Below are 23,520 nucleotides of genomic sequence, written 5' to 3' on the forward strand. Positions count from 1 at the left end.
CCAATTCCATCCTTTCTATACAATGAAAATTAGCAGCTAATAAAAGCAATGTGGGGGATTTCGCGTGCAAAGACAGCGGTTTCGGTTTAAATTAAGCATCATCATCATTTTCTTCGTTTGTTTAGTCGTTTTGATATCCCTGATGATTACCGACCTATTGATCAGCAATTCTGTTAGTAAAAACATAAGAAAAACCCAGGAAGAAAAGGCGTTAATTGTTGCGAGGACTGTCTCCAAGTCTAATATTGTCATTCATGCCTTAGAAGACAAGCAAGCCGCTCGTGCCGTCCAAGATTACACAAATGAAATCCAGTCAGCAACAGATGTTCTGTTCATCGTTATTATGGATATGAATGGAATTCGCCTGACTCATCCGAATGAGGAGATGATTGGCAAGTCATTTGTAGGCGGAGATGAAAAAGCCGCTCTAAAAGGAAAGGAATATGTCTCCGTTTCACGCGGAACTCTTGGACAATCAGTACGGGCTTTTACCCCCATATACAATGATAAAAATAAACAAATTGGCGCAGCGGCAGTTGGCATCTCGCTAAGCAGTCTGGAAACAGCCCTTGAAACCAGCCATAAGAACATTCTCATTGTCACCATTTTTGGTCTGTTAATTGGGATCATCGGGGCAATCATCTTGGCCAAATATATAAAGAAAATTCTCCTTGGTCTTGAACCTTTTGCTATTTCGAGGATTCTTGAGGAAAGAAGTACCATGCTGCAATCTGTACACGAAGGAATTATTGCTGTTGCATACATCTACCATTACATTGGTAAATAAATCAGCTTTGCAAATTTTAAAAAGAGCCGGTCTATCACAAAAACCGATCGGAATGAAAATTTATGACTATATGCCATCAACAAGACTGGATCATGTTTTAAAAACGGGACAGCCAGAATTGGATGAAGAACAAACGATTAACGGCGTTTCCATTTTAGTCAACCGGGTTCCACTTTTTGTGAATGGCGCGGTTGTCGGAGCAATTTCCACTTTCCGTGATAAAACAGAAGTAAACCAGTTAGCAGAACAGCTGACCGGTGTCAGAACGTATGCCGAAGCACTTCGGGCACAATCGCATGAGTTCCTGAATCGTCTTCATGTTATATCAGGCATGGTACAATTAAAATCGTACAATCAACTGGCCGCGTTTATCCGGACACTGGTTGATTACCGCAACCAGGAGTTCGGCAGCATTACTCAGCATCTCAAAGATCCTGCCCTCGCAGGCTTTATCATGGGAAAAATAAGTTATTCCCGAGAAGCCAAAGTGGACCTTTCGATAGAATGTACCAGCATTATTCCTGAGCCGGCAGAAAATAAGACGACTCATGAGTTGATTACGATCTTAGGGAATCTTCTCGACAATGCCATCGAGGCAATGACAGACAGCGAAGACAAAACAGTCGAAGTTCATTTGTCATACGAAGATAATTGGTTACTAATCGAAGTCTCTGATTCTGGCCCAGGTATCGCAAATGAACTGCAAAAAGAAGTTTTTAAAAAGGGATACTCGACAAAAGGGGAAAACCGAGGGTTTGGTCTGTATCTAGTTGAAAAAAGCATCGAAGCTCTCGGGGGCGAGTTAATTATTGATTCAAAGTTACGATTAGGGACGAATTTTTATGTAAAAATTCCATATAAAGCAAAAGAGGTGGGGAAATGATCAGGGTACTAATTGTCGACGATGATCCGATGGTCGCAGAATTAAACAAGCGTTATCTGCAAAAAGTGCATGGGTTTACTCTTGCTGGAATCGTCCATACAGTAAAGGACGCTAGAGAATTTCTTGAAACGGAAAGGGTTCACCTCATCCTGCTTGACGTTTATATGCCAAGTGCTACGGGAATCGATTTGCTCCGTTTTATAAGAAAAAAGAACATCTCAGTCGATGTCATCCTGATCACAGCGGCCACAGATAAAGAGAATATTCAAACTGCACTAAGGTACGGAGCACTGGATTACTTAATCAAGCCATTTGAGTTCGATCGATTCAACCAGGCCTTATTACAATATAAAGAAAAACACCATTTTTTTGAGAATCATCCTATGCTTAGACAGGAAGATATTGATGGACAAATCTTAAGCACCGAGCAAAAATTCGCAGCTTCATCAATAGAAAACCTGCCAAAAGGGTTAACAACCAGCACTTTGGAATCTATCCTAAAAGTGATTCAAAAGAAAGCGAACCAGCCTTTTTCGACCGATGATATTTCAGAAATCACCGTTATTTCACGAGTATCCGTCCGTAAATACCTGAAATTTTTAACGAACCTAGGCATCCTTGAAGAATCTTTAACCTACGGCGTCGGCCGCCCAGGCCATTTGTATAGATTAAAAGAACATAAGCTAAAGCAATTGAATAGATTTTTTTAAGAAAAGCTTTTGGTGCCTTGGTCAGCCTTTTATCAGTAGGCATTTCCTTTTCCACTAAAGCTGTTCCTTAAACAATCCGATTCGCTTTATTTCTTCCAGATGAATTTCGGATAGTCCTTCTAGGATTTCCATTCCTTTTTCTGTTACATCCACGAAAATACTTTAGAACTTTTTATTAGAAGCCCCCTGCATCAGCTGCAAGGGGCTCTTGTATTTTTATTCGATTAATCCTGCTGTTTTTAAATACTCCCTGGCGGTTTCTTCAGAAGATTTTCCTTCGACGTTCACCTGGTAATTCATTTTCCGCATTTCGTCGTCCGTGATTTTACCTGCGAGTCTATTGAGTGCCTTGACGACTTCCGGATATTTTTCTGCAGTTTCTGCTCTTAGCAGCGGAGCTCCCTGATATGGAGGGAATAGGTTTTTATCATCTTCCAGTACCACTAATTTATATCGCTTTAGTTCACTGTCAGTCGAATAAGCGTCCACGAGGTTGATTTCTCCGTTTTTTATCGCCCCATACCTTAGTTTCGGCTCCATTGTGGTCAAGTCTGGCAGATTTAGACCATAAAGTTTTCGAATTCCTTTGTAGCCATCTTCCCGATCGGAAAATTCAAGGGTAAAGCCCGCTTTAAGGGATGATTCCATCGACTTCAAATCAGAAATGGTCTTTAAATCATTTTCTTTCGCCAGTTGTTCTGGAACTGCTAAAGCATAAGTGTTATTGTATTCCATTGGCTTTAGCATCTCCATGTTGAATTCTTTTTTCATTCCTTCTTTTGCCTGCTTATATACTTCGTCACGGCTTGTACTATTGGCGGTTTCTTTTAAAAATTCCGAGATCGCTGTGCCGGTAAATTCAGGATAAATATCAATATCTCCATTTTGTAAAGCTGTGAAAACAAAAGATGTTTTCCCCAAACCGGTTTTAAGCTTTACGGGGTGATCCGTTTCTTCTTCGATTAAGATCTTGTACATATTAATCAGGATTTCCGGTTCTGCTCCGAGCTTTCCAGCGATGACTAGTTCGTCTTCCTTTTTCCCGCCAAGGAAGGGCAACGCCATTATGAGGATGACGGATAATGATATTGCGCCAATCATGATAAGCGCTTTTTTAAAAGAAGCTCTTTCGAACCTTCTAAGGACAAGGTCGAACAGGATGGCAAGCATGGCTGCAGGGATGGCACCAAAAAAAAGTAGCGCTGTATTATTCCGGTCGATTCCGAGCAGAATCAAGTCCCCTAACCCTCCGGCTCCAATCAGAGCTGCAATCGTTGCTGTTCCTACAATCAACACCATTGCGGTCCGGATACCTGCCATAATGACCGGCATTGCCAAAGGAAGTTCTACCTTCATCAACCGCCGCTTGCTGTTCATTCCCATCGCTCGAGCTGCTTCGATTAAGGCGGGATCTACTTCATTTATTCCTGTATAGGTATTTCGCAAGATCGGCAGCAGTGCGTATGCCACGAGCGCAATAATCGCCGGAACTTTGCCGATTCCAAAAAGCGGGATCAGCAAACCAAGCAGCGCTAAGGAAGGAATCGTTTGCAGCACTGCTGTTAACCCGATGATTCCTTCTGATATTCGCTTTCTTCTCGTTAAAAAAATCCCAAGAGGAATGGCGATTAAGACAGCAAAGAACAAGGCGATAAATGATATTTGGATATGTTCAAGCAAGGAACTGAACAGCTCATCTTTGCGATCTATGAATGTGGAAGTCCAGCTATTCATCTCGTACCTCCATCTGCCTTGCCAAAATCAAGATGATTCCCTGTCTGTCAATGGTGCCAATTATTTCAGCCATTTCTTTTACCGCCAGCTGTTCGTGCTCACCAAGCAAAGTCAGGATTTCGTTTAAACGTACCCGGGATGCAATGACGGGCAAGTTGTCCACGGCTTCATGATTTACCGGCTTGACAACTCCCTTGAGATCGATCATCCTTTCCTCAGCCTGGTCAATCCCGACGAACTCTCGAACAAAATCATTTGCAGGCTGTTGGATCAACTCTTGCGGAGTCCCTATCTGAACAATCTCTCCATTCCTCATCAGGCAAATTCTGTCACCAAGCTTCAATGCCTCGCTCATATCATGGGTAACAAACACAATTGTTTTCTTTATATTGTTTTGCAGCTGAATCAGGTCATCCTGGAGTTTTTCCCTGCTCAATGGGTCCAATGCGCTGAATGGTTCATCCATTAAAATAATCGGCGGACTTGCAGCAAGTGCCCGGGCAACTCCAATTCTTTGCTGCTGTCCTCCCGAAAGTTCATGCGGCAGCCTTTTACGATAAGTTTTTGGGTCCAGTCCGACCATTTCCAGCAATTCATTGATCCGCTCACTGATTTTTTTCTGTCCCCATTTCTTCATTTCCGGAACAACCGAAATATTTTCTTCGATTGTCATATGCGGAAACAACGCGATTTGCTGAAGCACATAGCCAATATCCCAGCGCAGCTCATGAATATCATAGTCACTAATCATCTGATCTTTGATTCTTATGAAGCCTTCCGTAAGCGGAATCAACCGATTGATCATTTTTAAAGTCGTCGTCTTTCCCGAACCGCTAGGTCCAATCAGGACTAGCAGTTCCCCTTCGTTGATTTGTAAAGTAAAATTCTTTACGGCATACGTTTCATCGTCATATTTCTTTGCGACATTAGCAAAGCTGATCACTTTTTCACCCCTAAATTATCTTGCCTCCAATTTTTATCCTAATGCTACGTCAAGGATCATCATAATCGCGAATCCAAACATCAGGCTTAATGATGCTAGATCGCTGTTGCCGTTTTCCTGGGATCCTGGGATTACTTCTTCTGCTACTACGAAAATCATCGCTCCGGCCGCAAAACTTAATGCATACGGGAGAAGAGGCTGGATAAATAGGACCGCGGCAGCTCCGGCCATTGCGGCAATTGGCTCGACCATACCAGAGAACTGGCCGTACATGAAGCTTCTCTTTCTAGACATACCTGTTTGCCGAAGTGGCATCGAAACTGCGACACCTTCCGGGAAGTTTTGGATACCGATCCCTATCGCTAGTGCGATCGCACCCATAAGTGACGCTGAAGGAAAGCTTGCAGCTGCTGCCCCGAAAGCCACACCAACAGCGAGTCCTTCAGGAATGTTGTGCAAAGTGATCGCCAACACCATCAAAGTGCTTCGTCTCTTCTTTTCAGGATGGATTCCTTCAGCTTTCTCCACTGATAAATTAGGATGCAAATGGGGCATCAATTTATCTACGACCATTAAGAACAATCCGCCTAAGAGAAATCCGGTTGCAGCTGGTACCCAGCTAGGCAGGCTCCCCCCCTCCCCCATCTCAATCGCTGGAGCAAGCAATGACCAGAAACTTGCAGCAATCATAACGCCTGCCGCAAGACCCATCATACTATCCAAAAACCTTTGATTAGGATTTTTCGTTGTAAACACAATAGCGGCTCCCAGCGCAGTCATTCCCCAGGTAAACAATGTCCCGATCAAAGCCTGGATTACTGGATGTAAGCCTATAAAATATTCAAGCATTCTTATAACCTCCTAAAGACTATCTAGCATCATTGTAACTTATAATAAAGTATTAGATCGAGGATAAAGTGATGTATGTTTTTATTCTGCTATGTTTGTTTTATCAAGACTACTACATTTTATCCATTATTCCAAACCAGCAGAGCCGGATCAATGGATTTTCATAAAAAAAAGGGATACGCTAATAAAATAGTTTATTTAATGGAAGGAAGTAAATCATGATTGCAAAAACTAGTGAAGATTTTAACGGATTAAAGGAAATTGGCAGGATTGTCGGCAAGATTCGGGATGAATTGGTGCAAAGGACCGTTCCCGGGATTACTACAAAGGAACTGGATGAGCTCGCGGCTGCGATGTTTGAGGAGAATGGAGCGATTTCTGCTCCGAAGGGCGAGTACGATTTCCCAGGTTATACTTGCATCAGTGTAAATGAAGAAGTTGCCCATGGGATTCCAGGGAACCGTGTCATTAAAGAAGGCGATCTTGTCAATATTGATGTTTCCGGATCAAAAAACAATTATTTTGCCGATACGGGAATTTCCATTGTCGTTGGAAAAGCGGACCCGATTTTAACAAAGATTTGTGAAACAGCTGTCGAAGCTTTTGAAGCTGGCTTAAAGAAGGCAAAACCAGGCTCAAAGAAAAGCGGACTTGGCAAGGCGGTTGTGGCGACTGCGCGGAAGAACGGACTTAAAGTGATAAAAAATCTTACCGGACATGGAATCGGCCGGACCATTCACGAGGCTCCCGACCATATTTACAATTACCATGAACCTTGGGATGACGAGCTCTTATTAGATGGAATGGTCATTGCTTTTGAACCGTTCATCTCCACTGCTGAGGAAGAAGTCTTCCAATACGAAGGTGATGAATGGACCTTTGTTACAGAAAACAGCTATGTCGCACAATGTGAACATACGATTATCCTTACTAAAAATGGACCACTTGTGATCACTAGATAAATATTTGATTGACTTGTGAAGTTTTAGAATATATAGTAATTTGTATTATTCTTCTTTTGGATTTATTCTTTGTGATCGTTCCTTTCTCTCTTTTTCTATTAAAGGATACACCTCCATCCTAACAGAAGAATGCACAGTTACCATCAAGAGGAGGCAATGGAATTGCAGCAAAAAATCTCGTTTTCAACCTATGCGCTTATTGGCACCATGCTATTTGGCATGTACTTTGGCGCTGGAAATTTAATTTTCCCGATTCAATTAGGCCAGCTTGCCGGCACCAATTTCTGGCCTGCGTTAATCGGGTTCCTCGTAACAGCGATTGGACTTCCCTTTTTAGGAATAGTAGCAATTGGAATTTCTGGGAGCAGCGGCTTGCGTGATTTTGCCAGCAGAGTTCACCCAGTTTTCGGCATTGCCTTTGCCACCGTTCTTTACTTAACCATTGGACCATTTTTTGCCATTCCACGGACTGCGACAGTTCCGTTTGTTGTCGGATTTGAGCCGTATATCGCTTCTGGCCAGGCTGATTTATGGCTAGGGATTTTTAGTTTCGTCTTTTTTGCCATTGTTTATTTCTTCTCGCTCCGTCCAGCAAAGGTGATGGATTACATCGGCAAATATTTGACCCCAGCGTTTCTCGTATTTCTATTTCTTTTAATCGGGTTTTCGATATTTAATCCAATGGGAGGGTATGGTCAACCTACCGGTGCGTACGAGAAGCTTGCCTTCATGACCGGTTTTAAAGAAGGGTATAATACGATGGACGCTCTGGCATCTTTGGCATTTGGGATTGTCGTCATACATGCGATTAAAAGACAAGGGATTACGGACAAAAAGGAAATTGCCAAAGCAACGATCAAATCAGGGATTTTCGCAATGTCGCTGATGATGTTGATCTACGGACTAATCACTTTTATGGGTGCATCAAGTGTGTCAGCTATTGGAACATTCGAAAATGGCGGCCAAATTTTTGCAGCAGTCGCCCAGCATTATTTTGGCTCTTTCGGTGCCGTCCTTCTTGCGATCATCATTGTGCTTGCCTGTTTAAAAACTAGCATTGGCCTTATCACAGCCTGCAGCGAATTCTTTCATGATGCGTTTCCGAAGATTTCTTACAAGATGTACGTGTTTTCACTTAGCTTCGTCTCTTTTGCAATAGCAAACTTTGGCTTAAACAATATTATCCAATTTGCTGTACCGGTTTTATTGTTCTTGTATCCTTTAGCAATCATTCTCATCCTATTGACGCTGTTATCCCCTCTATTCGGCAATAAGCAGAACGTTTACTCTGCCGCGATGGCGATGACCTTTCTTGTCAGCTTTTTTGATGGATACAGTGCATTAGCAGCAAATATTTCCGGTCTAAATATTCCGATCTTCCAATCCGTTAAAACGTTATTCATCGACTACCTCCCGTTATACGATATAGGTCTTGGCTGGATCCTTCCCGCCCTCATCGGAGCAGGGATCGGCTATCTTTCCCCGACACAATTGCCGGCGGGAACGTACCAAAAAGAACTGTAGGCTCCTCTGCAGTTCTTTTTTTCTTTTTTTAAAAATTGGCATTGCATCTTTTATCTGTTATGTAATATACTTTAATAAAATAAATTGTTATATAACAACATTCAGGAAGAGAGGAAGAATCATGAAAAAAACGGATGCAATTGCACGGAGGATTTTAGGTTGGAAGCTAAACAGATGGGATCGCTGGTTTGACTATGAGAAAGGTGTATTCATCAATGACTCTGAATTTAATCCAGAGCAGAGTCTGGTGCATGCAATGCTGATTGTTGAAAAGCTGGAAAAACTAGGGTACAGCTTTTCATCCAACGGAGTTTCTGATGCTGCATTCAATCAATATAAAGGCACAGGGAAAAACCTTCCAGAAGCGATTATAAACGCTGCCTATTCTATCATTGAAAATGACTCGGTCGTAGCGAGTGCCACACTATGGCGAAAACTATCATAATAATGGAAACTTACTTCTCGTCAGCTCGGATGAACGAAGGACAGATCACGCTTTTCTCACTCGAAACCTAATAAAAATTCCATCCATGGTTTCCCCCTATTTTTTCTGTGTCATTGGAAAATGACCAAAATCACAAGGGAGGAAACTTTTTTTCTGCTTTCCGGGAGAGTAAAATAGACTTGAAAGGAAGTGGACAAATGGCAATTTCAACAACAACCTCTAAACAATCTCCTTTGTCTCGTTACATCCCACCTAAAGGCATGTTTGAAACGTTTGAGGGAGAAGCTCCATATCTTGAGAAGGTAAAGGAATGGGGATTGAGCGCGAAGAAAGAGTTTTGGTACAAAGACAGATACCAGCATTGTCTTGTAAAGATAAAGGGGTATGAAGTTTTCGGTGAAACGGCTGAATACAATACGCTTGTCGTAGAATTTCCTGATGGGACTCTGACATGCATCCACCCGGCATATTTAAAGGAAATGCAATCCTCAAACTTTGGAAAGGAAATAATAGAACAGCCTGATAACGCGCCAAAAGCAGATACAGGAGGCATGGAACAGACAACCGTTTCTGAAACAGCAGAAATTGCCTCTGCACAAGCGTCGGCTAAACCGGAAAAAAACGTCAAGCCCGCAGCAAACAAGGAAATAAAAGCACAAAAAGAAACAGCCTCTAAATTGGTACTGCCAGAAGATAAAGTCCATTTTACAGCAAAGGTGAAGCAATTTGCCTTAAGCTGGAATCACTTTAATGAAGACAATGAGGAGGTTATTGTCTTCCAAGATGTTCGGATTGATCAGGAAGAACCAATTGAGATTGGACTTGCTTGGGGTTCACACAGCAAAACACTGAAAAAACTCGAACTCGTGCCCGGACAGGAACTTGAATTCCACGGCAAAATTGTGAAAAAGAGTCTCCCAAAAGGCAAGGACGTCGAAGATGAATCGATGCTGCTAGATGTTTCCGTTGGATACAAGATCAATAATCCATCAAAAATCGTTAAAAGATAACGGGAAACAATGAACATAGGACAACCAATACCAAAATTAATTTGCAATTATCGAAAATAACCGTCATGCTGAAAGAAAGTCATAATCCATAGGTGAGTAAAATGATTGAAATAAAAACTTCTGAAATAAGCGATGGCGAGTTTAATAGAGGCGTTTTTGCCACTCAAAATATTGCAAAGGGCGATCTGATCCACGAGGCTCCTGTTCTCTCGTATCCTAATGATCAGCATGTGCACATCGAGAAAACCGCGTTAGCCGATTATGCATTTGAGTACGGTATAAACCATTCAGCGATCTTGTTGGGTTACGGGATGCTGTTCAATCATTCCTATGAGCCAAATGCAATCTATGAAATCAATTTTGGCAAACATACTTTTGATTTTTATGCCTATCGGGATATTCGCGCAGGCGAAGAGATTGTCATTAACTATAATGGCGATGTCGATAATAACGATCCACTCTGGTTCAACGAATAGAAATAACAGATATGCTTCCTTTCAAAGATGCGGCTCCCATATGGAAGCCGCATCTTTTTTTATAAAAATTCTTATGCAGACTCCAGCTTAAAAACATTCCTTAAAGTATTCCATCACATTTCCCACAGCCGCTTCTGCCTGGTCGATGCATCCAGGTATCCCAACACCTTCATAAGAACCGCCAGCAAGAAAGATGCCTGGAAGCTCTTGTTTAAGCTCCGCTTTCACCTTTGCGATTCTTTCAAGATGGCCAACCGTATATTGCGGCATCGCTTTTCTCCACCTGGTCACAATAGTGAATTCTGGCTTTGCCTTAATATTCATCGTTTTATTCAAATCTCTTAATACCAATTCGGTTATTTGGTCATCTGTTAGATTGACCGCTTCCTGGTCATCCGGTTTGCCGACATAGCAGCGGAGAAGCGCCATATTGTCAGGTGATGTGCCCGGCCATTTTTTATGTGTCCACGTACAGGCAGTAATCCGAAAATCACTGTTTCTCGACACCAGGAATCCTGTTCCGTCGATATCCTTCTCGATCGCTGATTTTGGAAATGCCATCGCCACGTTTGCCACAGAATTGGCTGGCATATGTTTAAACGGTTCCATGAATGGATACGCCGACAACATGCGCTGGGCGTGGAAGTGATCTGTCGCAATCACTACACTATCTGCCGTTTCCACTTCCCCCTTCTCGAGATAGACTTGATAAGTCGATCCTGTCCTCTCAACCTTGTTCACCGCTTTTCCCTTCAAAACGGACCCTTTTTCGAGACGCCTTTCCACCTGGCGGACCAATTCCTCCAAACCAGTTGACAAGGAAATAAACATCCCTTTTTTCGATCCTGGCTTTTTGGCAGTTTTCGGAGGCTTCGGCATCGATTTGTTCAAACCAATCACTAGGCTGCGATACTTCTGTTCGATTTCATAGAAATTGGGGAACAAAGCCATCAGGCTCAGCTCGTCTATATCGCCTGCATAAATCCCGGACAACAAAGGATCTATCAGGTTTTCAACGACCTCATTTCCGAGCCGTCGCCGGAAAAATACGCCTAATGACTGATCGGCTGTCGGTTCCCCTTTTGGCAAAATAAAATCCCCTGCTGCTCGTAATTTGCCCAGAGGGGAAAATAACCCAGACAACGCAAACGGGGTGACTTTTGTGGGAATTCCCATGAACGATCCGTCAGGCATGGTGTGCAGCCTGCCCCTTGCGTAAATATAAGATCTCCCCGCCATATTCGAGATGATTTTATCCTGGAGACCTACTTCTTCAATCAACCTCAACGCACTTTTTTTTCGGGCAATGATTGAATCAGGACCTCTTTCAATGACAAAACCATCCCTCGTCTCAGTACGGATAACCCCGCCAAGACGGCCGCTAGCCTCGATCAATTTAACTTCGATCGGCAGCTCTTCTTCCCTTGCTTTCTTTTGGAGATAATACGCAGCAGTTAGCCCAGTAATTCCACCGCCTATGATGATAACCTTTTTTTGATCCATATTGCTCACCCGTCTTTTTGTACTAATTATCTAATATGTGAAAGTTTTAACATAAAAAAAGTATAGCACTAGAAACAGACAAGTTGATGGATGTTATTTTACTAAAATGTGAACGAGAGTACTGGAAAAAATCTCTGATAATTACCAGTTCGCGGAATTATCATTGTTTTTCGCGGAATCAAGTGCGAGTTTCGCGGAATTAATCGTCTTTATCACGGAATCAGGATGGCAGATCGCGGAATAAAGTCGCCAGTTCCGCGGTTATTCGATATTATGGATACTCTTCCTTGGTTTCTATATTGTTTCCAGGTAAAAATCGTTCGAACAATAATGTAGGTCAGTACTCCTAAAGTTACAAATATACTTGTAATCCGCCAAACCTGCAAATTTATTTCATTTTTCGAATCACCGCTCTAACCGGGCTCCCGTCTCCCTGTTCGAGCGGGAGCGGCAGGGCGGCGAGTTCGTAGTCACCCGGTTCAATCTGATCCAGTACAAGGCCTTCAAGAATATGGATTCCATGGTTGTTCAGTTCATGATGCGCATTGAGTTCTTTACTGTCCAGTGGATCGACCGATGGCAAATCGAGTCCGAGTAATTGTACTCCCTGCTCAGACAGATATGCAGCCAATTCCGGTTCGATATGAGGGATTGATTCCGGGAAAGCTGTTTTATCCTGCCATGCATCGGTTCTGATCAGCAGCCGCTTTACTCCGCTTAGATTAATGCCTTCAAGCTCTTTAAGCCCGATACTGGCTGGCTTATCCACATGGATTACAAGTGCAACTCCAATATAGAGTTGAAAGTCCAAATCAATGACCTTTTTCCCATCGCTTTCGAAATGAAAAGGGGCATCAATATGTGTGCCCGTATGAGTGCTCATCGTCACCTGCCCGACATTGACCGAACCGCTTTCTTCCATACCCCAGCTCACTTGGTATTCAAATGGCGTGTCGCCAGGCCAGACAGGAATTTTATCGTGTAAAACCTGCGAAATATCAATCCAGTTTTCCATACATTTTTCCTTCTTTCCTCTATAAAATAGTCTCCCGCTTAGGATTCACTTTCGTTCTCCATTCCTCAAGCGAAAGGGTAATCTCCTGTAGCAAAGTTAATACTTATAATTATAGTATTATTACAGTGTGATATAGACTTTTTTTATCACAGTTATGAACATTTTCTAAAACACTTCATAATTAGTTTGGGTAACACTATGCTTTTTATTATGGATAAATGGGTATATATTGGGGATAAGGAATAAAGGAAGGGGATCATCGGCTTTGAGACAATTTTTTTCGCTTCTGATTATCGGGGCGCTGGCCTACTTTTCATGGCCATACATTACTGAGAATAAAGATATTCAAACTAAAATAGAGAATTTAAAAGAAAACCAAGAACTTGCGTCTGTGCTTGAGAAGCTGAATAGCGGATTGAACCAACTGATCTGGCAGGTCAATGAGAAAAAAGAGGAATTAACGCAGGATGAAAAGATTTTGCCTAAAGTATCTAAACCAGAACTGGCAACACCTTCAGAGGTAACATTCACCATCCATAATATTAGAATTGGGGATAAAAAGGTCGAAGTTGAAAAACAGCTTGGCGCCCCGAAACGGATTTCCATGAATGAGTACGGTACAGAGTGGCATGCCTATCATGAAAATTTTCAGAACTTCACGATGGTTTCCTATAGCAAGGACGGAGTAGTGAATGCTCTGTATACTAATCAGGACCTGATTGCTGCTAAAAATGGCATCAAATATGGCGCTGCGAAAGAGACCGTTCGTCAGACACTTGGGGAACCACTCAAGGAAATCAGAAAAGGGCTTGTTTATTACCAGTTCCAGAATGATCAAGACTATGACGTTTACCATATTGATGACAGCTATGTGACTGTCTTTTATGATAAACACAGGAACAATACCGTAACAGCCATCCAGATGATCAGTGAAAAACTGGAGCAAAGTAAGGCAGGTTTTTATACGAAAGCGAGTGACGCGTTGAGAGCAGGTTTTGAATACCAGTTGTTTGATTTGACGAATGCTTCAAGGGTCGTTCATGGTTTAGGCATCCTTACTTGGGACGATCCAATTAAGGTTACGGCCCGCAAACACAGTGTCGATATGGCGGAGAACTCCTATTTCAGCCATACGAATCCTGCAGGCCAGTCGCCTTTTGACAGGATGGCTGAAGACGATATTGTCTTTTCCGTCGCCGGGGAAAACCTCGCATACGGCCAATTCAGCAGCATTTTCGCCCATGAAGGTTTGATGAACTCACTCGGGCACCGGGAGAATATCCTGAAGCCGGACTTCAAGTTGCTTGGTGTCGGCGTCGCCTTCGGACCAAAGCATGAACCTTATTTTACAGAGAACTTTTACAGTAAGAGGAAGTTTTAAGAAAGCTGACTGGGAAAAATTCGCTATATAAAGCTGCAATATCGGTTATTTCCGAGGATCAAGTCTAGTTTTCAATATAATTCTACCGCTTGTTCATGCTTGAATGATTTTATTGGCGGTTTTCACAATTATATTGGCGATTTCCGGATTTTATTGGCGATAATATTGTTTTATTGGCGAAAACCACTTACTTATTGGCGAAAAACTAATTTTTGGCGAATTGGAAATTCCGGGCTCTTTTTTCCATTTACCGAAAAACAAAAAACCACTGAATCGGCGCTCACTCCCGATTCGGCGGTTTTTTTCGCGATCGTTACTTCACTCGTGGGAAACCGAAACCTGACGCATAGTCATCGCCTGATGTTGCACCCGATCCACCTTGGATATCGTTCGCTTTTGCCCGATTCTGTAGCTCGGCGCGAAGCTGATTGTGACTCATGTTTGGATTTTCCGCCCAGATCTTCGCTGCCAATCCGGACACGTGCGGAGTTGCCATGGATGTTCCGCTAATGGTGTTATAGGAACCGTCGTACCAGGTTGATTCAATTGATCTTCCTGGTGCAGATACTTCCACATCCCGTTCCTGGATTAGATAATCCCCATCAGTAGCGGGATTTCCGCGGGAGGAGAAGTCAGCGACACGGTATGTACCGTTTTCCTGAACATCTTCAAGTGCTGCGACTGCAACTGCGTTTGTCAATGCGCCCGGGTATCCAATAGTATCCGCATTCGGACCGCTGTTTCCAGCTGCTGCAACAACCAGAACCCCTTTTCCATAGGCATAATCCACTGCATCCGCAATCATTGTACTCTTGCTGCTCGAACCAAGAGACATCGAGAGCACGACATGCGAGTTCGTACGGGCAGCTTCATCTGCAACATGCTGGATGGCGGCGGCGATATCATCAGAATAACCGGATCCTTGATCGTTTAGCACTTTATAGGCCCAAAGATCAGCTTCAGGAGCTACCCCATAAATTCCATTTCCTGATCCTCCATCTGCCAGTACCGTTCCGGCTACATGAGTACCATGGCCGTTTTTATCCGTACAAGTCCCATTTACCAACGGGGATCTTCGGTTCGTAAAATCCTTGCATTGCTCATCGCTGCCAGCCAAATCGGCATGGTTTACGTTGACTCCCGTATCGAGTACGGCTACTTTAACCCCGCTGCCACCGGACGTTGCCTGTAGATTGCTATCATTGTAGATTGCTTCCATTCCCCAAGGTGTGCGGTCGGAAGGTGCAGCCTGAGCACCTGATCCTGGCTTCGCTTCCAGCTGAACCTGAGAAACTGGTTCTACTTTTAGATTCTTATTTTTTAATAGTGCTAGATATTGCGGAGCATTTACCGTCGTGGTAAAACCGGTTTCTCCAAAATCCCATCTAATTCCATATTGGTCTTTCACCTTAGCCTTTTCCGCTGATGGACCATGAACCAAAATTCGATAGGAGTCCTGCGTCTCTGGTGTCTGTCCAAATACCCCAGCTGCGAACATAGATAGTCCCATTGTCATGCTTAATAGTGCGGCTCCGATTGCTTTTTTTCCTTTCATCCAACCACTCCTCGGCATTGATATGGTATTACAATTTTTATTATATTTTAAATTTTTAGATAACTACAATATGCTAAATGAATCATTTTGAATTTTTAAGAATAAGGTCCATTGCTGTGTGAAAAAAATGTCATATGCACAAAGAATCATTTTTAAAATTTCCCAATATCGTTTTGGATTTTAAAATGAAAAAAAACCTCTAAAAGAGGTTTTTTTGAAAATTAATATGTCTGAATTTGATAGTCTGCTTTTGTTTTATTAAGCCAGTTTGGATATTCTGCTTGGATTTTTTGGTCGTATAAGGATGCTTTGATTTCTTCCATATGGTCTTCAAATACCGCCGGTTTTGCTGCTTTTTTATCGGCAACTTTGATGATATGGTAGCCAAAGTCCGTTTTTACCGGGGCACTGACTTCTCCCACTTTCATCGCAAAGGCTGCATCCTCAAATTCCTTCGCCATCTCGCCCTTTCCGAAATAGCCCAGGTCTCCACCTTTATCCGCATTGCTTGCATCCGTTGAATATTCTTTGGCTAATGCAGCAAAGTCTTTACCGCTGTCCAGTTCTTTCTTGACTTTCTGGGCCGTTGCCTCATCCTCGACTAAAATATGGCTTGCTTTTACCTGTTCCTTTTGGTCAAAATTAGCTTTATTTTCCGCAAAATATGTTTTCATTTCTTCTTCCGTTACCTTGATGGAAGGTTTGATCATTTTTTCAGCGAGCAAATACGTTTGGATATCCGCCCTGATTTTGTCGATTGATACTTTATTCTGCTCAAGTGCCGCTGCAAACGCATCTTCCCCACCATAGGATTCCTGGAGCTTTGTCAGCTCTTCATCTATTTCATTTCCGGTTACTGTTACCTTTTGCTTGTCAGCTTCCATTTCAATCACTTTATTGGTGATCATCGAGTCCAATGTATCTGCGCCATACAACTCTGTTAATTTTGTGTTCAGTTCATCCTTGGTAATTTTTTCCCCATTGACGCTCGCTGCTGTTTCTGTTTTTGAAAAAGCTGTCGCAAAGATCAGGATAATTCCTAAGGTAATTACAGCAGAAATCAGCATTAATTTGTTTTTTTTCATAAAAGCAATCATTATTTCCCTCCATTATTAGATGCTTGAAGCAGTCAGCACAACCTTTAAAGTTTGCTGCTTGCCGTCACGGTAAATTTTCACTTGAGCACTGTCACCCTTTTTCAGCTTCGTATACATATATTTTCTTAGATCACTGGCACTTTTTACTGGTACATCATTAATGCCGACAATAAGATCCTGTTCCTGAAGGCCCGCTTTGGCTGCTGCAGAATTTGGGTCAACGCTTGTCACCATCGTGCCGGAGTTGACATTGGCGGGCAGATTTTCGAGATACATTTCAGGAATTTGCTCCAAATCAGCAAGGCTAACACCTAAATAAGGACGTTCAACTTTGCCTTTTTCGATAAGTTGGTTGACGATTGGCAAAGCTTCCTGGCTCGGAATGGCAAAGCCGAGGCCTTCCACCCCATTCTGCGAAATTTTTAAGCTATTGATTCCAATCACTTTTCCATCTGTATTGATCAATGCGCCGCCACTGTTCCCCGGATTGATGGCTGCGTCGGTCTGGATAACGGTCATTACCCATTCACCGGCTGAAGTCGGAACGGAGATCGACCGGTCAACCGCGCTTACGATTCCTTGAGTAACAGTCCGCGATAAGTCCAGTCCGAGTGGATTTCCAATAGCCAGAACCTGATCACCAGGCCTTAAGGCGGAAGAATCGCCAAATTCGAGGGCATTCACTGCCTTGTTGTCCTCGATTTTAATCACTGCCAAATCAGTTAACGCATCAGCTCCAACAACTTGCGCCTCAACCTTTTCGCCATTGTACAAGGAAACTTCTACTTTGGTTGCTCCTTCAATTACATGGTTATTGGTGACAATGAAGGCATCCTTGCCCGTCTTTTTAAAAATAACCCCAGAACCAGACCCAGTTTCGACATTTCCCTGAGTGCGGGAAAAAGGATTGTTTTGCTGCTGGATATTGCTGATGCCTACAATCGATTTAGAAGAATTTTCAATGATGTCCGCAATGGAACCTGTACTTTTTGCAGAGGTTGGGGTCGCTACAACATTCGAACTGCTTTCTGCCGCTGTCTGTGGCTGAACATTTTGCCCAGCATCCATTTCAGTAAAATTCACAGCCGCAAGTGTTATGGCCGAACCAACTACTCCAGCCATGACAGATGATAAAATGCTTTTCATTTTATTAGACTTTTTGGCCGGTTCCGATCCGTTGTACCGGGATTGCTGCTCGTTCGTTTGCTCCAAGTTCTGATTTCGGGTTTGCTGTTCTTTGTCCGGTTCCCACTCTTTGTTCCGGGATTCCTGCTCGTTTACCGGTTCTGTTTCATGGTTCCGGGATTCCTGCTCGAATTCATTCATGGTATTTCCTCCTCCATTTTTTATCTTGTTTTCATCTTAACCAGAAAATATGAACAAATTATTAACAAATTGAGGCAAGGATTTTAAATGTTTAAAAACATTTTCTCGTCGTTCCCGCAGAAAAAAGCTGCAGACAACGTTGTCTGCAGCTTTTTTTAAAGAGATTAGCGATCCATATCCCTCAGCAAATTTGCCATTTCGATTGCAGACATTGCTGCATCCCAGCCTTTATTGCCTGCTTTTGTGCCGGCTCGTTCGATAGCCTGTTCGATTGTGTCGGTTGTCAGGACACCAAAGATGACAGGAATCCCTGTGTTCATAGCGGCGGCTGACACGCCTTTTGCCGTTTCATTGGAAACATAGTCAAAATGCGGAGTGGAGCCACGAATGACGGTTCCTAACGTGATGACTGCATCATATTTATTGCTCTTTGCCATTTTTTGCGCCACCAATGGAATTTCAAAAGCACCAGGAACCCAGGCAACCTCGACATCCTTTTCATTGACGCCGTGTCTTTTTAAAGCATCCTGTGCCCCGCCCAAAAGCTTTGAGGTGATGAATTCATTGAAACGTCCGACAACGATGCCGATCTTAAGACCTGCTCCGACTAAATTGCCTTCAAATGTTTTGTTCATATTTGAATCCCCCTATTAAAATTTAAGTAAATGACCAAGTTTGCTGTGTTTTGTTTTTAAGTAGTTTTCGTTTTCTTTCCTTGTTGGCATCTGGATGGGCACTCGGTCGACTACTTCTAGTCCATAACCCTTTAACCCTCTGATTTTTCTTGGATTGTTCGTGAGTAGCTTCATTTGCTTGATGCCAAGGTCTTTTAATATCTGTGCTCCAATCCCATATTCGCGAAGATCAGCACCAAAGCCGAGTTTTTCATTGGCCTCTACCGTATCGTAGCCCTCTTCCTGCAGCTTATATGCCCTCAGCTTGTTCAGCAAGCCGATGCCCCTGCCTTCTTGGCGCAAATACAAAAGCACACCGCGTCCCTCTTCATTAATCTGAGTAAGTGCAGCATGCAGCTGGGGACCGCAGTCACAGCGATAGGAACCAAATACGTCTCCGGTAAGGCATTCTGAGTGAACCCTAACCAATACCGGCTCATCTGGATCAATATCACCTTTCACAAGGGCAATATGCTCCTTGTCATCCACAACGTTCGAATACCCGATAGCCTTGAATATCCCGAATTCCGTCGGAAGATTGATTTCCACCTCGCGCTGAATCAGCTTGTCTTTACGATTGCGGTATTGGATAAGATCCTTGATGGTGATCATTTTCAAATCGAATTGGTCGGCAATCTTGCGGAGCTGCGGCACTCGTGCCATCGTGCCGTCTTCATTCATGATTTCGCAAATTACGCCGGCCGGCTTGGCTCCGCACATTTTCGCCAGATCGACCGCCGCCTCCGTATGGCCAGCACGCCTTAAGATGCCACCCTTTTTGGCAACAAGCGGAAATACATGGCCTGGACGTTTGAAATCAGCTGCCTTTGACTCTGGATCAAGCATACTAAGCACAGTGGCTGAGCGCTCAAACGCAGAAATACCTGTCGTGGAAAACTTATGGTCAACACTAACCGTAAACGCGGTACCATGAGGATCCGTATTGTGCGACACCATCGGCATCAGGCCAAGCTTTTGTGCCAGTTCTGTTTCAATTGGAACACAGATCAGCCCCCGGCCATGCGTCGCCATAAAGTTAATGACATCAGGTGTTGCTTTTTCAGCAAGCGCAATAAAATCTCCTTCATTCTCCCGGTCCTCATCATCGCAAACGATGACGACATTGCCTTGCATTAGTTCATATATCGCCTCTTCAATTGGATCAAACATTTTCATCATCCTCACATAAACCCGTTATCCTCTAAAAATCGGGCTGTAATCTTGCTTTCTCTTTTTGGAGCTGCTGCGAGCTGATCACTCAAGAAGTGCCCCACATACTTGCCAATCATGTCACATTCAATATTGACGATATCGCCTTTATCCTTAAAGCCTAGTACCGTGTCAGCAAGGGTCAACGGGATCAGTGACAAGGTCAAACTGTCTTCTGATATTCCAAAAACGGTTAGGCTTGTTCCATCAACAGCGACGGAGCCTTTTAGGATGACATATTTCAGCAAATCCGGTTCCACCTGGATTTCATAATACACTGCATTTTCAACTTGGGTCTTTCCTTTGATGATCCCGACGCCATCCACGTGTCCGGCGACAAAGTGACCGCCGAAGCGGCCTCCCGCTGCCATCGCCCTTTCCAGATTTACCTTTGAACCCCGCCTGGCGGTTTTCAGGCTCGAGGCTTTTACTGTCTCAGGCATCACATCTACGGTAAACCTATTTTCTGTATAAGAGGTGACCGTCAGGCATACCCCGTTCACTGCAATACTGTCACCAACTTGTACATCTGTCAGTACTTTTTTTGCGTCGATTGTCAGCATAAACGATTCTCCGCTGTACTGGATATTGGCAATTGTCCCAATTTCCTCAATAATTCCTGTAAACATATGAAAACCTCCCTCTAGATCGGCTCAGCAATAATCCTGATATCCTCGCCGATTTGTTTTACATCGGTAATTTTCAAGGGAACTGTTTCTTCCAGACGAACGATGCCTTCGCCTCCGTAGGCTGTCGGAGCATTTCTGCCACCAATCAGCTTAGGGGCAATATAAGTAATCACCTGCTGAAAGGCCTTCTCTTTTAAAAAACTGCCATGGACTTCGGCACCGCCTTCCACAAACAGAGAAGTGATCCCGCGTTCCCCCAATTTTTTCAGCATTTCGTTTATTTCGACTTTCGCAGTTTCTAGCTTGATGATTTTGATGCCTTGGTCTTCGAATTGTTTTGCCCTTTCAGGTTTGGCACCAGCAGCTGTGACGATGATCGTCTCAGCTGCGTGATCACGAATTACCTCTGATTCCATTGGTGTTCTCAAAGTCGAATCCAAAATCACCCGAACGGGATTTTTTCCGCCAGTTTCCAGCCTTGTTGTCAGGCTTGGATTATCTTTGATAACGGTGTTGACACCTACAAGAATAGCATCCTGTGTATGGCGAAAGTGATGAACATCCTTTCGCGCTTCCTCACCTGTGATCCATTTACTCTCTCCCGACACTGTCGCAATTTTGCCATCAAGGCTCGTGGCAGACTTCAAGGTTACAAATGGGAGTCCCGTACTTATGTAATGAAAAAATACGTTATTCAGGGCTATGGCTTCCTCCGCTAATAACCCAACCTCCACTTCTATGCCAGCCTCCCGCATTTTGGTAATTCCTGCACCAGCAACGAGGGGGTTTGGATCAACCGAAGCCACAAATACCTTTTTGATGCCCGACTTTATGACAAGGTTCGAACAGGGCGGCGTCTTCCCAACATGGCTGCACGGCTCAAGAGTCACGTAAAGAGTTGCTCCCTTCGCTTTCTCCCCTGCCATTGTAATAGCGTGAACCTCGGCATGTGGCTCACCTGCCCGCAAATGGGCGCCCAAACCTATGATTCCCCCGTCTTTTACGAGCACAGCGCCAACCTGGGGATTTGGGGAGGTTTGTCCTTCCGCTGCTTTTGCAAGATTGATCGCAAGGGCCATATAATCTTGATGCTTCATCTTTTTCCCTCCTCGTTAAAAGAAAAAACCCCGAAACAATAGGCTTCGGGGTCCTTAAAAAGACAATATCAAACAAGAGGATATAAAAGGGGATAATCGTCCCTTTTGCTATCCTTGTTTTTTCCCTTCTCCCATCCAGACTGTAACTGTCGGCTCTGGAGTTTCACCAGATCCACCGTTTAATAAATGTTAACCGGGTCACGGACTAAGAAGCAAATGCTTCATCACCGCCGGTTGGGAATTTCACCCGACCCCGAAGGAATATTCAATTAGCATCATTATACAGAATATGCTCTGGAAAGCACAACAAACTAGCTTCTTATTTTTTCATCAGTTTCTCAATCGTCGTCAGCAGTTCATCAATCACTTCATTGTCACCTTCCTGAATCCGTTCAACGATGCATGATTTCATATGCCCTTCAAGCAGCAGCTTTGCTACGCTGTTCAATGCCGCCTGAGTTGCAGAAATTTGCGTGATCACATCATCACAATACGTATCTCTTTCAATCAACCCTTTAATACCGCGAATTTGTCCTTCTATCCGATTCAATCTATTAACGAGATTTTTCTTCGTTTTTTCAGAGTGATGGCTTTTTCGCACTGAGGCGCAGCAGCTGTCCCCACAGTCAGTTGAGTGTACGTTGGGCTCTAAACTGTCCATCTAAAAACCCCCCTTTTGTATATTTTATCATACCCCCTTATCGTACCCCTCATAAAAGCCTGTATTAAACCACAAAATTACATCCTATTGCATGGTGCTAAATAGGCTAGACAATGACTAAAGCTTCTTCCGGAAAAAGTAATTGGATATCTTTAATACTTCTCAATACTGCATCATGTACATTTTCCCGTTTCCCACAATTGCTACATAATAGTGTTTTTCGAGTAACGATCGTATTGATGCTATGACAATGAGAACATGTTATTCCCTTTTTCAATTTGTTGAAACTATATTCAGGCAGCCGTGAGTATGGTGAATCTTGGGTATGCAGGGAATGCAGCCGTTCCGCTAGGTTTATGTGGGTATCTTTTATTGGAGCAAATTGTTTTTGCAGATTTATTTTTAAGAAGTCTTGGAATCTGGTTTGGAAAGATAATTGGTAAATTACGCGGTGCTTGATAGAGGGCAAAGTGGGGGTTCACGAAGACTAGTGTTGATTCAATTTTTATGTTGTATCCAAGGTCTCGGACCATCCTTCGCAGGAGAGATTCTGCTCGTTCCATTAGTATGAGCGGATTGCTTATTTCCACTCCATTGTGGGTGTACCATCTATCGCCTTCAATAAAATAATCTCCCTCAAAGTTTTTCACTTCGAACATGTGAATAATCTTTGACAAGAATAGGGAATCGATTTGGAACTTGGTATTTCTATGTTCCAAAAGCAAATCATTCAAAACCAGGAAGCCATTTTCTACCTCCTCCATCCAATGATCAAAAATCACTTCGCCTTCATATCCTTTTTCCAAATAAAGATAGTTACTATGTTCTTTCGGAGTCAGGCTCATTCTGGAATTCAGCATTCTCAGAATCTGTAGTTCCAACGATTCCACACGGGTTTTCACTATCAAAAAACATTCCTCCATTCATATTGTATTGCAATTAATTAGTATGTTTTATTCGAATATTTAACAAGCTTTTTCTACTATATAAATGGAATTAAAGGATTTTAGGAATATTTGTCCAATTATTATAGGTAAATAAAACCTATGG

At 43.2% G+C, this 23,520-nt stretch carries 23 protein-coding genes and 1 riboswitch; of the genes, 9 read left to right on the forward strand and 14 right to left on the reverse strand.

Going from position 1 to position 23,520, the window contains the following annotated elements; translation table 11 throughout:
* The first annotated feature begins 64 nt into the window (after positions 1-64).
* Genes UB32_RS20810 through UB32_RS17095 form a run of 3 tightly spaced genes read left to right on the forward strand, consistent with a single transcriptional unit; the run spans position 65 to position 2,380 of the window.
* A complete protein-coding gene (locus UB32_RS20810) occupies positions 65-787 on the forward strand; it encodes a hypothetical protein (protein WP_347230924.1) in 723 nt (240 codons plus the stop codon).
* A complete protein-coding gene (locus tag UB32_RS20815; protein WP_347230925.1) occupies positions 705-1,670 on the forward strand; it encodes an ATP-binding protein in 966 nt (321 codons plus the stop codon). Before UB32_RS20810 ends, UB32_RS20815 begins: the two co-directional genes overlap by 83 nt.
* Entirely contained in the window at positions 1,667-2,380 is a 714-nt protein-coding gene (locus UB32_RS17095) for a response regulator (RefSeq protein WP_044396026.1), read from the forward strand. The genes UB32_RS20815 and UB32_RS17095 overlap by 4 nt, the downstream gene beginning before the upstream one ends.
* Before the next feature lie 216 nt (positions 2,381-2,596).
* On the opposite strand, the gene opuFB is transcribed toward UB32_RS17095, so the two are convergent.
* The 3 genes from opuFB to UB32_RS17110 are packed head-to-tail and all read right to left on the reverse strand — an operon-like array spanning position 2,597 to position 5,906.
* Positions 2,597-4,114 carry an osmoprotectant update ABC transporter permease/substrate-binding subunit OpuFB gene (gene opuFB, locus UB32_RS17100; protein ID WP_044396028.1) on the reverse strand — a complete coding sequence of 506 codons (1,518 nt, stop codon included), beginning with the start codon at positions 4,112-4,114 and terminating at the stop codon, positions 2,597-2,599.
* Complete coding sequence (locus tag UB32_RS17105) at positions 4,107-5,057, reverse strand: ABC transporter ATP-binding protein (protein ID WP_044396030.1); 951 nt, start codon at positions 5,055-5,057, stop codon at positions 4,107-4,109. The genes opuFB and UB32_RS17105 overlap by 8 nt, the downstream gene beginning before the upstream one ends.
* Positions 5,058-5,090: 33 nt before the next feature.
* A complete protein-coding gene (locus UB32_RS17110; RefSeq protein WP_044396032.1) occupies positions 5,091-5,906 on the reverse strand; it encodes a ZIP family metal transporter in 816 nt (271 codons plus the stop codon).
* A 218-nt stretch (positions 5,907-6,124) separates the two neighbouring features.
* Here UB32_RS17110 and map point away from each other — a divergent pair, with 218 nt between their 5' ends.
* The 5 genes from map to UB32_RS17135 all read left to right on the forward strand — a co-directional run bounded on the left by map (position 6,125) and on the right by UB32_RS17135 (position 10,323).
* Positions 6,125-6,868 (forward strand): type I methionyl aminopeptidase, encoded by a 744-nt coding sequence (gene map / locus UB32_RS17115; RefSeq protein WP_044396034.1) that lies wholly within the window; start codon positions 6,125-6,127, stop codon positions 6,866-6,868.
* A gap of 162 nt (positions 6,869-7,030) precedes the next feature.
* Positions 7,031-8,392 carry a branched-chain amino acid transport system II carrier protein gene (gene brnQ, locus UB32_RS17120; RefSeq protein ID WP_044396036.1) on the forward strand — a complete coding sequence of 454 codons (1,362 nt, stop codon included), beginning with the start codon at positions 7,031-7,033 and terminating at the stop codon, positions 8,390-8,392.
* Between the two features lie 121 nt (positions 8,393-8,513).
* Positions 8,514-8,837 (forward strand): BC1872 family protein, encoded by a 324-nt coding sequence (locus UB32_RS17125; RefSeq protein WP_044396038.1) that lies wholly within the window; start codon positions 8,514-8,516, stop codon positions 8,835-8,837.
* A 197-nt stretch (positions 8,838-9,034) separates the two neighbouring features.
* Positions 9,035-9,847, forward strand: a complete 813-nt coding sequence (locus tag UB32_RS17130) for a hypothetical protein (RefSeq protein ID WP_044396041.1) — start codon at positions 9,035-9,037, stop codon at positions 9,845-9,847.
* Between the two features lie 101 nt (positions 9,848-9,948).
* Positions 9,949-10,323 carry an SET domain-containing protein gene (locus UB32_RS17135; protein ID WP_044396045.1) on the forward strand — a complete coding sequence of 125 codons (375 nt, stop codon included), beginning with the start codon at positions 9,949-9,951 and terminating at the stop codon, positions 10,321-10,323.
* Positions 10,324-10,410: 87 nt separating this feature from the next.
* Here UB32_RS17135 and hemY read toward each other — a convergent pair whose 3' ends face one another.
* Both hemY and kynB read right to left on the reverse strand, forming a co-directional pair.
* Positions 10,411-11,826 carry a protoporphyrinogen oxidase gene (hemY, locus tag UB32_RS17140; protein WP_044396047.1) on the reverse strand — a complete coding sequence of 472 codons (1,416 nt, stop codon included), beginning with the start codon at positions 11,824-11,826 and terminating at the stop codon, positions 10,411-10,413.
* A gap of 388 nt (positions 11,827-12,214) precedes the next feature.
* Complete coding sequence (kynB, locus tag UB32_RS17145; RefSeq protein WP_044396049.1) at positions 12,215-12,841, reverse strand: arylformamidase; 627 nt, start codon at positions 12,839-12,841, stop codon at positions 12,215-12,217.
* A 265-nt stretch (positions 12,842-13,106) separates the two neighbouring features.
* On the opposite strand from kynB, the gene UB32_RS17150 reads away from it, so the two are divergent.
* Positions 13,107-14,222 (forward strand): CAP domain-containing protein, encoded by a 1,116-nt coding sequence (locus tag UB32_RS17150; protein ID WP_044396052.1) that lies wholly within the window; start codon positions 13,107-13,109, stop codon positions 14,220-14,222.
* Between the two features lie 313 nt (positions 14,223-14,535).
* On the opposite strand, the gene UB32_RS17155 is transcribed toward UB32_RS17150, so the two are convergent.
* From UB32_RS17155 to UB32_RS17195, 9 genes are all read right to left on the reverse strand, one after another.
* A complete protein-coding gene (locus tag UB32_RS17155; RefSeq protein WP_044396054.1) occupies positions 14,536-15,777 on the reverse strand; it encodes a S8 family peptidase in 1,242 nt (413 codons plus the stop codon).
* Positions 15,778-15,998: 221 nt separating this feature from the next.
* Complete coding sequence (locus UB32_RS17160) at positions 15,999-16,874, reverse strand: peptidylprolyl isomerase (protein WP_052807095.1); 876 nt, start codon at positions 16,872-16,874, stop codon at positions 15,999-16,001.
* Positions 16,875-16,889: 15 nt separating this feature from the next.
* Positions 16,890-18,200 carry a S1C family serine protease gene (locus tag UB32_RS17165; protein WP_052807096.1) on the reverse strand — a complete coding sequence of 437 codons (1,311 nt, stop codon included), beginning with the start codon at positions 18,198-18,200 and terminating at the stop codon, positions 16,890-16,892.
* 164 nt (positions 18,201-18,364) lie between these two features.
* Entirely contained in the window at positions 18,365-18,835 is a 471-nt protein-coding gene (ribH, locus tag UB32_RS17170; RefSeq protein WP_044396056.1) for a 6,7-dimethyl-8-ribityllumazine synthase, read from the reverse strand.
* 15 nt (positions 18,836-18,850) lie between these two features.
* Positions 18,851-20,044, reverse strand: coding sequence for a bifunctional 3,4-dihydroxy-2-butanone-4-phosphate synthase/GTP cyclohydrolase II (locus UB32_RS17175; RefSeq protein ID WP_044396059.1), 1,194 nt, complete (start codon positions 20,042-20,044; stop codon positions 18,851-18,853).
* Between the two features lie 11 nt (positions 20,045-20,055).
* Positions 20,056-20,712 (reverse strand): riboflavin synthase, encoded by a 657-nt coding sequence (gene ribE / locus UB32_RS17180; protein ID WP_044396062.1) that lies wholly within the window; start codon positions 20,710-20,712, stop codon positions 20,056-20,058.
* A 14-nt stretch (positions 20,713-20,726) separates the two neighbouring features.
* A complete protein-coding gene (ribD, locus tag UB32_RS17185; protein ID WP_044396064.1) occupies positions 20,727-21,809 on the reverse strand; it encodes a bifunctional diaminohydroxyphosphoribosylaminopyrimidine deaminase/5-amino-6-(5-phosphoribosylamino)uracil reductase RibD in 1,083 nt (360 codons plus the stop codon).
* Positions 21,810-21,928: 119 nt separating this feature from the next.
* Positions 21,929-22,074: riboswitch (FMN riboswitch) on the reverse strand.
* 54 nt (positions 22,075-22,128) lie between these two features.
* Positions 22,129-22,470 (reverse strand): metal-sensitive transcriptional regulator, encoded by a 342-nt coding sequence (locus UB32_RS17190; protein ID WP_044396066.1) that lies wholly within the window; start codon positions 22,468-22,470, stop codon positions 22,129-22,131.
* Positions 22,471-22,763: 293 nt separating this feature from the next.
* Positions 22,764-23,372, reverse strand: coding sequence for a nuclease-related domain-containing protein (locus UB32_RS17195; protein WP_241768539.1), 609 nt, complete (start codon positions 23,370-23,372; stop codon positions 22,764-22,766).
* Between the last annotated feature and the right edge of the window lie 148 nt (positions 23,373-23,520).

The organism is Mesobacillus subterraneus (assembly GCF_000934845.1).
GTDB classification, from domain to species: domain Bacteria; phylum Bacillota; class Bacilli; order Bacillales; family Cytobacillaceae; genus Mesobacillus; species Mesobacillus stamsii.

What these genes read in the sequence shown, in the direction of transcription:
- UB32_RS17095 (WP_044396026.1), top strand. Translation starts at nt 1,667, where the DNA reads ATGATCAGGGTACTAATTGTCGACGATGATCCGATGGTCGCAGAATTA.
- opuFB (WP_044396028.1), bottom strand. Translation starts at nt 4,114, where the DNA reads ATGAATAGCTGGACTTCCACATTCATAGATCGCAAAGATGAGCTGTTC.
- UB32_RS17110 (WP_044396032.1), bottom strand. Translation starts at nt 5,906, where the DNA reads ATGCTTGAATATTTTATAGGCTTACATCCAGTAATCCAGGCTTTGATC.
- map (WP_044396034.1), top strand. Translation starts at nt 6,125, where the DNA reads ATGATTGCAAAAACTAGTGAAGATTTTAACGGATTAAAGGAAATTGGC.
- UB32_RS17125 (WP_044396038.1), top strand. Translation starts at nt 8,514, where the DNA reads ATGAAAAAAACGGATGCAATTGCACGGAGGATTTTAGGTTGGAAGCTA.
- UB32_RS17130 (WP_044396041.1), top strand. Translation starts at nt 9,035, where the DNA reads ATGGCAATTTCAACAACAACCTCTAAACAATCTCCTTTGTCTCGTTAC.
- UB32_RS17135 (WP_044396045.1), top strand. Translation starts at nt 9,949, where the DNA reads ATGATTGAAATAAAAACTTCTGAAATAAGCGATGGCGAGTTTAATAGA.
- hemY (WP_044396047.1), bottom strand. Translation starts at nt 11,826, where the DNA reads ATGGATCAAAAAAAGGTTATCATCATAGGCGGTGGAATTACTGGGCTA.
- kynB (WP_044396049.1), bottom strand. Translation starts at nt 12,841, where the DNA reads ATGGAAAACTGGATTGATATTTCGCAGGTTTTACACGATAAAATTCCT.
- UB32_RS17155 (WP_044396054.1), bottom strand. Translation starts at nt 15,777, where the DNA reads ATGAAAGGAAAAAAAGCAATCGGAGCCGCACTATTAAGCATGACAATG.
- UB32_RS17160 (WP_052807095.1), bottom strand. Translation starts at nt 16,874, where the DNA reads ATGATTGCTTTTATGAAAAAAAACAAATTAATGCTGATTTCTGCTGTA.
- UB32_RS17165 (WP_052807096.1), bottom strand. Translation starts at nt 18,200, where the DNA reads ATGAATGAATTCGAGCAGGAATCCCGGAACCATGAAACAGAACCGGTA.
- ribH (WP_044396056.1), bottom strand. Translation starts at nt 18,835, where the DNA reads ATGAACAAAACATTTGAAGGCAATTTAGTCGGAGCAGGTCTTAAGATC.
- UB32_RS17175 (WP_044396059.1), bottom strand. Translation starts at nt 20,044, where the DNA reads ATGTTTGATCCAATTGAAGAGGCGATATATGAACTAATGCAAGGCAAT.
- ribE (WP_044396062.1), bottom strand. Translation starts at nt 20,712, where the DNA reads ATGTTTACAGGAATTATTGAGGAAATTGGGACAATTGCCAATATCCAG.
- ribD (WP_044396064.1), bottom strand. Translation starts at nt 21,809, where the DNA reads ATGAAGCATCAAGATTATATGGCCCTTGCGATCAATCTTGCAAAAGCA.
- UB32_RS17190 (WP_044396066.1), bottom strand. Translation starts at nt 22,470, where the DNA reads ATGGACAGTTTAGAGCCCAACGTACACTCAACTGACTGTGGGGACAGC.